12 protein-coding genes are annotated in these 12,868 nt (G+C 65.1%); 11 read left to right on the top strand and 1 reads right to left on the bottom strand.

Going from position 1 to position 12,868, the window contains the following annotated elements; genetic code table 11:
* The first annotated feature begins 225 nt into the window (after window positions 1-225).
* The 4 genes from MKP05_RS09115 (at window position 226) to sixA (ending at window position 4,913) form a co-directional block, all read left to right on the top strand.
* A complete protein-coding gene (locus MKP05_RS09115; RefSeq protein ID WP_240568005.1) occupies window positions 226-1,797 on the top strand; it encodes a Re/Si-specific NAD(P)(+) transhydrogenase subunit alpha in 1,572 nt (523 codons plus the stop codon).
* A 16-nt stretch (window positions 1,798-1,813) separates the two neighbouring features.
* Window positions 1,814-3,256 (top strand): NAD(P)(+) transhydrogenase (Re/Si-specific) subunit beta, encoded by a 1,443-nt coding sequence (locus MKP05_RS09110; RefSeq protein ID WP_240568004.1) that lies wholly within the window; start codon window positions 1,814-1,816, stop codon window positions 3,254-3,256.
* A 120-nt stretch (window positions 3,257-3,376) separates the two neighbouring features.
* Entirely contained in the window at window positions 3,377-4,444 is a 1,068-nt protein-coding gene (locus MKP05_RS09105) for an NAD(P)H-dependent glycerol-3-phosphate dehydrogenase (RefSeq protein WP_240568003.1), read from the top strand.
* Window positions 4,437-4,913 carry a phosphohistidine phosphatase SixA gene (gene sixA, locus MKP05_RS09100; protein WP_240568002.1) on the top strand — a complete coding sequence of 159 codons (477 nt, stop codon included), beginning with the start codon at window positions 4,437-4,439 and terminating at the stop codon, window positions 4,911-4,913. Before MKP05_RS09105 ends, sixA begins: the two co-directional genes overlap by 8 nt.
* Here sixA and MKP05_RS09095 read toward each other — a convergent pair.
* Window positions 4,910-5,857, bottom strand: coding sequence for an AEC family transporter (locus tag MKP05_RS09095; protein WP_240568001.1), 948 nt, complete (start codon window positions 5,855-5,857; stop codon window positions 4,910-4,912). The two genes, sixA and MKP05_RS09095, sit on opposite strands and share 4 nt — an antisense overlap.
* 225 nt (window positions 5,858-6,082) lie before the next feature.
* Here MKP05_RS09095 and kdgD point away from each other — a divergent pair, with 225 nt between their 5' ends.
* The 7 genes from kdgD to MKP05_RS09060 all read left to right on the top strand — a co-directional run.
* Window positions 6,083-7,000: a 5-dehydro-4-deoxyglucarate dehydratase gene (kdgD, locus tag MKP05_RS09090; protein ID WP_240568000.1), complete on the top strand. Its 918-nt coding sequence runs from the start codon at window positions 6,083-6,085 to the stop codon at window positions 6,998-7,000.
* Window positions 7,001-7,029: 29 nt separating this feature from the next.
* On the top strand, window positions 7,030-8,085 hold the full coding sequence (locus tag MKP05_RS09085) for a type 2 periplasmic-binding domain-containing protein (protein ID WP_240567999.1): 1,056 nt from the start codon (window positions 7,030-7,032) through the stop codon (window positions 8,083-8,085).
* Between the two features lie 110 nt (window positions 8,086-8,195).
* Window positions 8,196-8,639 carry a tripartite tricarboxylate transporter TctB family protein gene (locus MKP05_RS09080; protein WP_240567998.1) on the top strand — a complete coding sequence of 148 codons (444 nt, stop codon included), beginning with the start codon at window positions 8,196-8,198 and terminating at the stop codon, window positions 8,637-8,639.
* Window positions 8,640-8,656: 17 nt separating this feature from the next.
* Window positions 8,657-10,165: a tripartite tricarboxylate transporter permease gene (locus MKP05_RS09075; protein ID WP_240567997.1), complete on the top strand. Its 1,509-nt coding sequence runs from the start codon at window positions 8,657-8,659 to the stop codon at window positions 10,163-10,165.
* Between the two features lie 170 nt (window positions 10,166-10,335).
* Window positions 10,336-11,661, top strand: a complete 1,326-nt coding sequence (locus tag MKP05_RS09070; RefSeq protein WP_240567996.1) for an enolase C-terminal domain-like protein — start codon at window positions 10,336-10,338, stop codon at window positions 11,659-11,661.
* A gap of 71 nt (window positions 11,662-11,732) precedes the next feature.
* Window positions 11,733-12,470 carry a FadR/GntR family transcriptional regulator gene (locus tag MKP05_RS09065; protein ID WP_240567995.1) on the top strand — a complete coding sequence of 246 codons (738 nt, stop codon included), beginning with the start codon at window positions 11,733-11,735 and terminating at the stop codon, window positions 12,468-12,470.
* 23 nt (window positions 12,471-12,493) lie between these two features.
* Window positions 12,494-12,868 (top strand): aldehyde dehydrogenase family protein (locus tag MKP05_RS09060; RefSeq protein ID WP_240567994.1); only part of this gene is annotated, 375 nt, incomplete at its 3' end.

Raw genomic sequence — 12,868 nt, 5'->3', positions numbered from 1 at the left:
CCTCCACGCAGGCCGCCTTCGGGCGGCCTGCGTGCGTCAGGGGATTGGCCCTTCTCTCCTTTACGTCAACGTCATTATGCGGATTTTCCCTGACTCGTCAGTCATATAGTGCTACATTCGAGGGCTGCCCCTCATTCTCCTGACGGTTGTGCAATGCGGCATCGTCAGGTATGAATACACGGTCTGACGCATGCAAAATGTCAATAACCAACCGGGAGATCCAACGTGAAGATTGGTGCACCCAGGGAGCTCGCCAAGGGTGAGGCGCGCGTCGCGCTGACCCCCGAGAGCGCTCAGCAGATCCAGAAACTGGGACACGAGTGCCTCGTCGAGGCCGGAGCCGGGACTGCCGCGGGCTTCGACGACGACGCCTACCGGGCGGCCGGGGTCACCGTCGTCGACGGTGCCGAGGCCCTCTGGCGCGAGGCCGAGGTGGTCATCAAGGTGCGCGAGCCCTCCGAGGAGGAGGCCGGTCGCCTGCGCCAGGGTCAGACGCTGATCGCCTTCATCTGGCCGGCCCAGAACGAGGCCCTGCTCGAGACATGCCGCGCCCAGGGGGCGACGGTCATCGCCATGGACATGGTGCCGCGGATCTCGCGGGCGCAGAAGATGGATGCGTTGTCGTCCATGGCCAACATCGCCGGCTACCGGGCGGTGATCGAGGCCGGCAACAACTTCGGGCGCTTCTTCACCGGCCAGGTGACCGCCGCCGGCAAGGTGCCGCCGGCCAAGGTGCTGGTGATCGGTGCCGGGGTGGCGGGGCTTTCCGCCATCGGCACCGCCACCAGCCTGGGGGCCGTGGTGCGCGCCTTCGACGTGCGCCCCGAGGTGGCCGAGCAGATCGAGTCGATGGGCGCCGAGTTCCTGTTCCTCGATTTCGACGAGAGCCAGGACGGGTCGGAGAGCGGTGGCTATGCCGCGCCCTCGAGCCCCGAGTTCCGCGAGAAGCAGCTCGAGTGTTTCCGCGAGCAGGCGCCGGATATCGACATCGTCATCACCACGGCGCTGATTCCGGGCCGTCCCGCGCCCAAGCTGTGGTTGGCGGACATGGTCGAGGCGATGAAGCCCGGCTCGGTGATCGTCGACCTGGCGGCCGAGAAGGGCGGCAACTGCGACCTGACCCGTGCCGACGAGAAGGTGGTCTCCGACAACGGCGTGACCATCGTCGGCTACACCGACTTCCCCTCGCGCATGGCCACCCAGGCCTCGCTGCTCTATGCCACCAACCTCCGCCATATGCTCACCGATCTCACCCCCGAGAAGGATGGGAAGATCGTGCATGACATGGAGGACGACGTCATCCGTGGCGCCACGGTGACCCACGCCGGCGAGATCACCTTCCCGCCGCCGCCGCCCAAGGTCAAGGCCATCGCCGCGGCCAAACCCAAGCCCAAGGAACCCGAGCCCACACCGGAGGAGAAGAAGGCCGCCGAGCATGCCGCCTTCCTGGCCCAGACCAAGCGCCAGGTCACGATGCTCGGTGTAGGGGGGGCGCTGATGCTGCTGCTCGGCCAGGTGGCACCGGTGTCCTTCATGCAGCACTTCATCGTCTTCGTGCTGGCCTGTTTCGTGGGCTTCCAGGTGATCTGGGGCGTCAGCCACTCCCTGCATACGCCGCTGATGGCGGTAACCAACGCCATCTCCAGCATCATCATCCTCGGGGCGATCCTGCAGATCGGCTCGAGTAGCTTCCTGGTGGTGCTGATGTCCGCGATCGCGGTACTGATCGCGTCCATCAACATCGTGGGGGGCTTCCAGGTCACGCGCCGGATGCTCGCCATGTTCCAGAAATCCTGAGCGGCGGAGAGACGAGATGTTGAGTCAGGGATTTGTATCTGCCGCGGCGATCGCGGCGAGTGTATTGTTCATCCTCTCCCTGGGGGGGCTGAGCAACCAGGAGAAGGCCAAGCGGGCGGTGTGGTACGGCATCGTCGGCATGGCCGTGGCGGTGTTCTTCACCGCCTTCGGACCGGGCATCGGCGGCTACTGGTGGATGGTGCCGATGATGATCGTCGGCGCGGTGATCGGTGTGCAGGTGGCCAAGAAGGTCGAGATGACCGAGATGCCGCAGCTGGTGGCGGCGCTGCACAGCTTCGTGGGGCTTGCGGCGGTGTTCGTGGGCTGGAACGCCGACCTGGAGCGGCGCCGTGTGCTGGCTACCCAGCTCGCGGAGTCTTCGACCGAGGGCTTCTCCGCCTTCGCCGCCCTGGTGGCCACCAAGACGCCGGCGGAGCTCACCTTCCTGCAGATCGAGGTGGTACTGGGCGTGTTCATCGGCGCAGTGACCTTCACCGGTTCGGTGATCGCCTTCGGCAAGCTGGCCGGCAAGGTGGACAGCAAGCCGCGCAAGCTGCCCGGCGGCCATATGCTCAATGCCGGGGCAGCGGCACTGTCGCTGTTGTTGGCGATTCTCTACCTGAGCGGCGCGGGCTTCTGGACGTTGCTGTTGATGTCGCTGCTGGCCTTCTTCATCGGCTACCACCTGATCATGGGCATCGGCGGCGCCGACATGCCGGTGGTGGTGTCGATGCTCAACAGCTACTCGGGCTGGGCGGCGGCGGCCATCGGCTTCACGTTGTCCAACGACCTGCTGATCGTCACCGGCGCCCTGGTGGGCTCCTCCGGTGCGATCCTGTCGTACATCATGTGCAAGGCGATGAACCGCAACTTCGTCAGCGTGATCCTCGGCGGCTTCGGCGGCAGCCAGGGGCCGGCGGCGGAGATCGAGGGCGAGCAGGTAGCCATCGACGCCGCCGGCGTGGCCGGCGCCCTCAACGATGCCGACAGCGTGATCATCGTGCCGGGCTATGGCATGGCCGTGGCCCAGGCCCAGAACGCGGTCAGCGAGCTGGTACGCAAGCTGCGCGCCGCCGGCAAGGAGGTGCGTTTCGGCATCCACCCGGTGGCGGGTCGCCTGCCGGGGCACATGAACGTGCTGCTGGCCGAGGCCAAGGTGCCCTACGACATCGTGCTGGAGATGGACGAGATCAATGGCGACTTCCCCAATACGGACGTGGCGATCGTCATCGGCTCCAACGACATCGTCAACCCGGCCGCCCAGGAGGATCCCAACAGCCCCATCGCCGGCATGCCGGTGCTGGAGGTGTGGAAGGCCAAGCACGTCTTCGTCTCCAAGCGCGGCCAGGGTACCGGCTATTCGGGCATCGAGAACCCGCTGTTCTACAAGGAGAACACCCGGATGTTCTATGGCGATGCCAGGGCGAGCATCGACTCGCTGCTGCACCTGATCGACTGAGGCGTTCCACCCGGGGCGAATCGTCGGCCCGGGTTCCCGCTTCACCACGGCACGCCCCTCGATGGGGCGTTTTTCGTTACACTTCAACCTCAACCTCAACCTCAACCTCCAGGGGCGACCATGTCAGACGAACCCATGCGAGTGGCGGTGCTCGGCGGCGGCAGTTTCGGCACCGCCCTGGCCAGCATCGCTGCCGACAACGGGGCCAGGGTGCGGCAGTGGCTGCGCGACCCCGACCTGGCGGCACAGATCAACCGCGAGCACCGCAACGGCCGCTACCTCCCCGACTACGCCATCAACCCGGCCGTGGTCGCCTCCACGGTGATGGCGGAAGTGCTCGAGGGGGCCGACCTGGTGCTGGTGGCGATTCCCTCCAAGGCCTTCCGCGATGTGGTGCGCCAGGCACGGCCCTGGCTCCATGCCGGCCAGATCCTGGTCAGTACCACCAAGGGGATCCAGGAAGAGGGCTTCAAGCTGATGAGCCGGATCCTCGAGGAGGAGACCGGCTTTCCGCATATCGGCGTGATCTCGGGGCCCAACCTGGCCACGGAGATTGCCCAGAAGCAGCTCACCGCCACGGTGATCGCCAGCGACGACCCCGAGACCCGCACCCGGGTGCAGACCGCCCTGGGCTGCGACTACTTCCGGGTCTATGCCAGCAACGACCGCTACGGCGTCGAGCTGGGCGGGGCGCTCAAGAACATCTACGCCATCGCCGCCGGCATGGCGGCGGCGCTGGGCATGGGCGAGAACACCCGCAGCATGCTGATGACCCGGGCGCTGGCCGAGATGAGCCGTTTCGCCGTGGACCAGGGCGCCAACCCCATGACCTTCCTCGGGCTCGCCGGGGTCGGCGACCTGATCGTCACCTGCTCCTCGAGCCTGTCGCGCAACTACCGGGTGGGCCAGGCCCTGGGCGAGGGCAGCACCCTGGACGAGGCCGTCGAGGCGCTGGGCCAGGTGGCGGAAGGGGTCAACACCGTGCGCCTGGTCCGCGACAAGGCCCGCGAGGACGGTGTCTACATGCCGCTCGCCGAGGGCCTCTACCAGGTGCTGTTCGAGGGCGTGCCGGCCCAGGAGATGGCACGGATGCTGATGCTCGGCGAGCAGAGCAGCGACGTGGAGTTCATCCTCTCCCGGGAGGACGTGCGCCAGGCCCATCGCGACGACGAGGGCCCCCATGGCTGAGCGACTGCTGATCATGCGCCACGGCGAGGCGAGCCCGGGCAGCCCCGACATCTATCGCCCCCTGACCGAACGGGGCCTGGACGAGACCCGACGGGTGGGGGCCTGGCTGGCGGGCCGTGACGACCTGGCCGGCCTGCGCCTGTTGGCCAGCCCCTACCGGCGGGCGCGGCAGACCGCGGATGCCATCGCCGAGGCCCTCGGCCACGAGGTCGAGTCGCTGTCGATCCTCACCCCCGACGATCCGCCCCAGGCGGTGGTCGACTGGCTGCTCGAGCAGGCTGGGCAGGGCCCGCTGATGCTGGTGAGCCATATGCCGTTGGTCGGGGCGCTCACCGGCCTGCTGGTGGAGGGGCGCAGCGATCGCGGCCCGGGCTTCCCCACCGCCGCCGTGGCCGAGCTGGAGGCCGAGGTGTGGGCGGCGGACTGTGCACGGCTGGTGCGCTTTACCGCGCCGGCGGATCTCGCCTAGATCACCCCGGCGGCCTTCAGGCTGAAGGCCCCCAGGGTGATGGTCACGCTGGCCATCAGGGTGGTCAGGGCGATGATGTTGGCGGTGAGCACGGCGTTGCCGCCCATCGCCTTGGCCATCACGAAGGCCGCGGCGGCGGTGGGGCTGGCGAAGAACAGGAACATCACCCCTAGCTCGCGCCCCTCGAAGCCGGCGAGCCAGGCGGCCCCGGTGGCCAGGGCCGGCAGCACCACCATCTTCATCAGGCCGGTCTCCACCGTGATCCAGCCCGAGCGACGGAGGGCCCGTGGGGAGAGGGTGGCGCCCACGCACAGCAGCGCCAGGGGCAGGGTCATGGAGGCGAAGTAGTCGCCGGAGGTCGCCAGCCAGCCCGGCAGCTTCAGGTCCAGTGCTGCCACCGGCAGGGCGGTGAATACCGCCAGGATCAGTGGATTGCGCAGGATATGCCCCAGGATGCTGCGCCAGTCGGCGTGCCTGCCGGGCCGGTAATGCGCCAGGGCGATCACCGAGAAGGCGTTGTAGGTCAGGATCACCACCCCCAGCAGCAGCCCACCCGTCGACAGGCCCGCCTCGCCGTACATGCCGGCCGCCAGGGCCAGGCCGACGATTCCGCAGTTGCCGCGAAAGGCGCCCTGGATACAGGCGCCGCGATCGGCGATGCCCGACCGGTGGTGGGCCCACCACCAGCTCAGCAGGAAGCCGCCCAGGGTGGTGGCGGCGAAGAAGCCCAGCATTCGCGGATTCAGGGTGGTGTCGAGGTCGGCGGCGATGATGCTGAGGAAGATCATCACCGGCATGGAGCCGCGGAAGACCAGGCGCGAGGCCGTGGTCACGAAGTCGTGTCCGAGCATGCCGAACCGCCTGAGCAGGTAGCCCACGAAGACCATGACGAAGACGGGCAGGGTGATGTCGAGGCTGTCGAGCAGCAGGTCGCCGAGGTCCATCCAGGGGCTCCGTGGTGGGGTCGCGATGGCCGCCTATGGTACCGCCGACAGCTGGCGACGTCTCAGTCCGAGCCTCTCTCCAACTTTAGTCGCAATTTGGCCAGTCGAGCTTGCCGAGGCTGGAAGTGACGATTAGTTTGTATGATGTATGACAACGAGGCGTTGTCAGTCACCCGTAGAGGCGGTCGGGGAGTCCCTGGCCCCGATAAGCAAGAGGACGGTTGCGTGAAGTTTTCCAGACAAGCAGTGGTGCAAGCCATCGGTGACGGCCTGCTGTCGTTTCCCATCACCGACTTCGACCAGGAGGGCCGTTTCGACGCCGAGAGCTATCGCCGGCGGCTGGAGTGGTTCATCAGCCACGACATCTCCGCGGTCTTCGTGGCCGGCGGTACCGGTGAGTTCTTCAGCCTGTCGCTCGACGAGTTCCGCGAGATCGTGCGCGTCGCCGTGGAGACAGTGGACGGCAAGCTGCCGGTGATCGCCAGCGCCGGGCTCAGCGTCGAGAGCGGCAAGGCCTTCGCCGAGGCGGCCGAGGAGGCCGGCGCCGACGGTATCCTGCTGATGCCGCCCTACCTGACCGAGTGCCCTCAGGACGGCCTGGTCGAGTACGCCCGGCAGATCTGCGACTCGACCCGGCTCAACGTCATCTACTACAACCGCGGCAACGGTATCCTCGACGCCGAGTCCGTCAAGGCGCTGGCCGAGGCCTGCCCCAACCTGGTCGGCCTGAAGGACGGCAAGGGCGACATCCAGGCGCTGAACAAGATCGTCAAGACCGTGGGCGATCGCCTGGTCTACGTGGGCGGCGTGCCCACCGCCGAGATCTTCGCCGAGGCCTATCTGTCCATCGGCGTCAACACCTACTCCTCGGCCGTGTTCAACTTCGTGCCCGACATGGCCGTCACGTTCTACAAGGAACTGCGCAAGGGCAATAGTGAAGCCGTCAAGCAGATCACCAACGACTTCTTCATTCCCTTCGTGGACCTCAGGGATCGGAAGAGGGGCTATGCCGTCAGCCTGATCAAGGCCGGCGCCGAGATCATCGGGCGTCCGGCGGGCAGCGTGCGCGCGCCATTGAGCATGCCCACTTCCGAGGAGCACCAGCAGCTCGAGACGCTGGTGGGTATCGCCAAGCAACTATAAATCGACAACCAGCAGAAAGAGGTGAAAGCATGACCGTTTCCAAGAAGACCCTGGCAGGACTGGGCTCGGCCGTCGTGATGGCGTCGCTGGCCTTCGGCACCGGGATCGCCATGGCCCAGGAGGGCCAGCTGCGCGGCAACGTCCGGGTCGTGATCGGCTCCACGTCGACCGGGGGTGACACCTACCAGAACTCCACCATCGTCGTGGACAAGCTGGCCGAACAGCTCGATCTCAACATGAAGGTCGATGCCGTAGGTGCGAGTTCGGCATTCCGCACCCTGGATCGGGATTCGCGCGGCAACACCCTGATGATCTTCCACGATCAGTCCTACCTGGGCTACCTGTATGGCGTGGAAGGGTATTACGATATTTTCGAGAAATACACGATCGGGCCGACCGTGGCGATCAACCCGGGCAATGCCTACCTGGTGCCCAAGGACTCCCCGTACGAGACCCTGAACGACATCATCGCCGCGGTGGGCGATGGCGAGACCGTGCGCGTGGCGATCCAGCCGGGTGGCGTGTCCGAGATCGGCTTCAGTGCCCTGAAGAACGCCATCGCCATCGAGCACCCGGGCCAGGAGGACAACCTGGTCGCCGTCAACACCGGCTCCCAGTCGGACAAGAACCAGCAGCTCTTCGACGATCAGGTCGACATGATCCATGGCTCGGTACAGGCCAACGAGCAGTACACCCGCCTGCCGGAGGACGACCAGAAGGCCATGCGTTTCGTCTGGCTGACGGCTCGCCAAGGGACCATCGAGCAGGCGCCGGAGAATGGTCTGGGTAAGACCACCCGCGAGCAGCTGCTGGAGTACGTCGAGCCCAACGTGCACGTCACCATGGGCGACGACGAGACCTTCACCTTCGATAAGGAATTCTTCTTCCTCTACAACAAGGACATGGATCCGGGCATCGTCGAGCAGATCGATGAGGCGCTCACCGAGATCTATGCCGCGGGCGAGATCCAGGAGGTCCAGAAGAACTCCTTCTTCATCCCCAACTTCAAGCCTTCGGAAGAGGCCTCGGAGTACCTGTACGAAAAGATGTCTCGCTACGAAGGCATCATCGAAAACATCAAGTAAGCGATCCGGGCACCGGTGGCCCATGCCGCCGGTGTCCTCACCGTAGGGTGTGAATCGCTATAGAATAATGATGGGCAGGAGGCGTCCTCCTGCCTATCGCCGGAGCCGCTATGGAATCAGGTCTGTCAAGTCTGCTCAACGTCTCGATCGATTTCGAGACTTCTCACCTGTTCTTCCCGACGATCATCCATTGGATCATGGCGGGATTGTTCGCCTTGATCCTGGTGACGAAGGTGGCCCCCTTCCTGGTCGCGGTGAAACGGGGAGAGCGCACTCTGCCCATCGTGGGTGAGCCCATGGATGCTTTCCGCTTCTTCGGCACCCTCGCCTTGATCGTGGCGTATTTCTATCTGATGGCGGTGGTGGGAAACATGTTCCCCTACACGGGGTATGGCTTCCTGTTCGTCTCGATCGCGTTCGTCTTCCTCATGTCTCTCATGTACATGCATGAGTGGACGAAAAAGGCTGTGATCATCGTGGCGATCAACGCCATCGTCGCCCCCGGCCTGGCCTGGTTCATCCTGGCCAAGCTGTTCAACATCACCCTGCCGTGACCGAAGCGAGTGTCGCCATGGAATTCCTGTCACTTCTCGATATTACCTTCTTTCTTCTCGTCGGATTCGGGGCCCTGATCGGCATCATCTTCGGCGCGATTCCCGGCATGACTGCCACCATGGCGGTGGCGGTCTGCCTGCCGCTGACCTATGCCCTTGGCCTGCACCACGGCCTGGCTCTCCTGCTGGGCCTCTACGTGGGCGGCATTTCGGGGGGCATGGTGCCGGCGGTGCTGCTGAACATTCCCGGCACGCCGTCCTCGATCACCACCACCTTCGACGGTTATCCCATGGCCCGCAAGGGGGAGGGGGAGAAGGCCCTGCGGGTCAGTGTCATCGCCTCCGTCGTCGGGGGGCTGATCAGTGCCGCCGTGCTGTTCCTGTTCGCCCCCATGCTGGCCGACTTCTCGATCAAGTTCTCCTACGTGGAGAAGTTCCTGATCATCCTGCTGGCCCTGAGTGTCATTGCCTCCCTGTCGAGCAGCATGCTGATCGGCATCTTCAGCGGGGTGATCGGCATCTGGCTGAGCCTGATCGGTGACTACAGCATCTCCGATGGCGGCAATGGCAAGACGCGGCTGATGTTCGACTTCATGGAGCCCTACCTGTTCGAGGGCTTCTCGCTGCTGCCGGTGCTGATCGGTATCTTCGGCATCTCCACCATCTTGCTCGAGTCCGAGAAGGGGGTGAAGAGCGAGCTGGCCAATGAGCGCATCAAGATCGGCAAGGGAGGCAGTTTCTCGCTCTCGATCTTCAAGGGTCGCTTGACCAACCTGGTGCGTTCCTCCTTCATCGGGACCTTCGTCGGCATGCTGCCGGGCGTTGGCGGCAGTGCTGCCTCCGTGCTGGCCTATACCCAAGAGAAGAACCTGGCGCGGGATTCCTCGCAGATGGGCAAGGGCGCGCCTCAGGGCCTCATCGCCTCGGAATCGGCCAACAATGCCCTGACCGGTGGCGCCCTGATTCCGCTGCTCTCCCTGGGGATTCCCGGCGACTCCACCACCGCCGTACTGATCGGGGCCTTCACCCTCCAGGGTATCCAAGTGGGGCCGCTGTTCATCCCCGAGAACTCCGAGACCTGGTACATCATGATGACGGCGCTGGTGTTCGCCAACATCGTGATGTTCTTCCTGATGTTCTATGCCATCAAGCATATCGCCAAGGTGGTAATGGTGCCCAAGCACATCCTCTATCCGATCATCGTGATGATGTGCGTGGTGGGGGCCTATGCCATCAACTACGGCATCATGTTCGATGTCTGGACCCTGCTGTTATTCGGCATCCTCGGCTACCTGATCCAGAAGATCGGCCTGGAGGTGGCGCCGCTGATCATCGGCTTCATCCTGGGCAGTCAGGCGGAGGTCTACTTCGTCAAGAGTCTCGAGTCTTTCGGTACTTTCTCGATCTTCTTCACCAAGAGTCCCATCGCGGTGGTGCTGTGGCTGCTGATCCTGGCCTCGGTGGTGTTCTCGGTCGTGATGAGCCTGAAGAGCCGCGCCAAGCGTCGTCAGGAACTGCTCAGCTGAAGATCGACCCTTGGTGTATCGAAGAGGAACCCTATGAGCGCTTTCGAAGGCAAGATCATCAAGGTCCACCCCGACGACAACGACCTGGTGCTGTTCTATCCGGCACCCGTGACCTGAGCCCAACAGGAAGGCATCCCGCCTGGGCCGATAATTCAAGAGGCAAGAGACAGATGTTTCCGAAGATCAAGAGCATGCGCGTGGTTCCCGTGGCCGGCTATGACGGCTTTCTGTTGAACCTCAGCGGTGGGCACGCGCCCTGGTTCATCCGCTGTGTCGTCATCCTGGAAGATGACGCCGGCAACCAGGGGGTCGGGGAGATCCCCTCCAGCGCCGGTATCCTCAAGGGGCTGGAGCAGTGTCGCGAGCTGGTGGAAGGCTCGCGGATCAACGATATCAAGCAAACGCTGAATCAAGTCCGTCTGTTGCTGGCACAGAACGGCCGTGAGGAGCGGGGCCGCCAGACCTTCGACCTGCGCGTGGCGGTGCACGTGATCACCGGCCTCGAGTCGGCCCTTTACGACCTCTATGGCCAGGCGCTGGGCATGCCGGTGGCCGACCTGCTGGGCCAGTACGGCCGCCAGCGCGACGAGGTCGAGGCCCTGGGCTACCTGTTCCTGCTCGGCGACCCGGCCAAGACCGATCTGCCCTATCCCAAGGCCGAGAATCCTCAGGATGCCTGGGACGAGGTGCGCTGCCGCGATGCGTTGACCCCGGAGGCGGTGGCCAACCTGGCCAAGGCGGCCTATGAACGCTACGGCTTCAAGGACTTCAAGCTCAAGGGCGGCGTGCTGCGCGGCGAGGAGGAGGCCGACTGCATCCGGGCATTGTACGAAGCCTTCCCCGAAGCGCGCCTGACCCTCGACCCCAACGGCGCCTGGAAGCTCGACGAGGCGGTGCGGGTGCTGACGCCGATCCGCGACCTGCTGAGCTATGCCGAGGATCCCTGCGGCCAGGAGGAGAGCTATTCGGGCCGCGAGACCATGGCCGAGTTCAAGAAGCGCACCGGCCTGCCCACCGCGACCAACATGATCGCCACCGACTTCAAGCAGCTGCAGTACGCCGTGCAGCTCAACTCAGTGGATATCCCGCTGGCGGACTGCCACTTCTGGACCATGCAGGGCGCCGTGGCGGTGGGCGAGCTGTGCAACGAGTGGGGCATGACCTGGGGCTCCCACAGCAACAACCACTTCGATATCTCGCTGGCCATGATGACCCATGTGGCCGCGGCCTGCCCCGGCGAGATCACCGCCATCGACACCCACTGGATCTGGCAGGACGGCCAGCGCATCACCAAGAACCCGTTCCCGATCCGCGACGGCAAGCTCAAGGTGCCCTCGACGCCGGGCCTGGGCGTCGAGCTGGACGAGGAGAAGCTGATGGAGGCCCACCGCCTCTACCAGAGCCTCGATGTGACCCAGCGCAACGACGCCATGGCCATGCAGTACCTGATCCCCGGCTGGGAGTTCGATCCCAAGCGGCCGGCGCTGGTGCGTTGAGGGCGACTCGGCTGCTAGACTAAAAGTCATACTTTTGGTCGGGGGGATTTTTCATGGCAGAGGGGATGGACATGCCGGCAGAAACAGCACGGTTCAATCTACACAAGGTGGGGAGACAGGGCAGCCTCTCCGCCCATGTCGCCGACCAGCTCGAGGCGTTGATCCTCCAGGAGCGGGTCAAGGTGGGCGAGAAGCTGCCCACCGAGAACCGGCTGTGCGACTCCTTCGGCGTCAGCCGCACCGTGATCCGCGAAGCGATCACCCATCTCAAGTCGCTGGGGCTGGTCGAGACGCGTCGCGGGGTGGGCACCACCGTGCTGCGCTCGACGGCCGTCGAGGCACGGCCGGCGGAGCGGATCAACCCGACCACGGTGGAGGATATCCTGCATGTCCTAGAGCTGCGCCTGGCCCTGGAACCGGCGGCGGCGGAACTGGCCGCCCTGCGTCATGACGACGAGGATCGCCGCCTCATCGAGGCTACGCATGCCGCCTTCATCAAGGCCCAGGCGGAGAAGTCCCTGGCCAGGGTGGAGGACTTCGAGTTCCACCATGCCATCGCCCGTGCCACCCATAACCCCTTCTTCGAGCAGTTCTACGAGCAGCTCAGCCCCAGCGGCATTCCGCGGGCCAAGCTACTCAGCATCGATATCAACCCGGCCGCCTCCGAGCGCTATCTGTTGCGGGTCCAGGAGGAGCACGCCTATATCCTCGAGGCGATCCTTTCCCGCGACGGCGAGGCGGCCAAGGAGACCATGTTCCAGCACCTCAACCGGGCCCGGAACATGTACGCGCAGTATCAGGAAAACTGAACCCGCAAACCAAGGGAGACAGCATGACCCCACAAGGCACTTCCCTGATCGGCCAAAGCGCCGTCACCGGCGACCAGGCCGTCATCCGCGCCATCGACCCGGCCAGCGGCGAGGCCCTGGCCCCGGACTACCCGGGCCTGGACCGCGACGCGGTCGCCCGGGCCTGCGGGCTCGCCGAGACCGCCTACGCCACGTACCGCGAGAGCTCGCTGGCGGACCGCGCGGCCTTCCTCGAGGCCATCGCCGCCGAGATCGAGGCCCTGGGCGATGACCTGATCACCCGTGCCATGGCCGAGACCGGCCTGCCCCGGGCACGCCTGGAGGGCGAGCGCGGCCGCACCTGCGGCCAGCTGCGCCTGTTTGCCTCCGTGGTGCGCGCCGGCGAGTGGCTCGACGTG

The organism is Halomonas flagellata (genome assembly GCF_022487945.1).
Taxonomy (GTDB): domain Bacteria; phylum Pseudomonadota; class Gammaproteobacteria; order Pseudomonadales; family Halomonadaceae; genus Halomonas; species Halomonas flagellata.
This window is presented reverse-complemented; position numbering and strand designations above follow the sequence as displayed.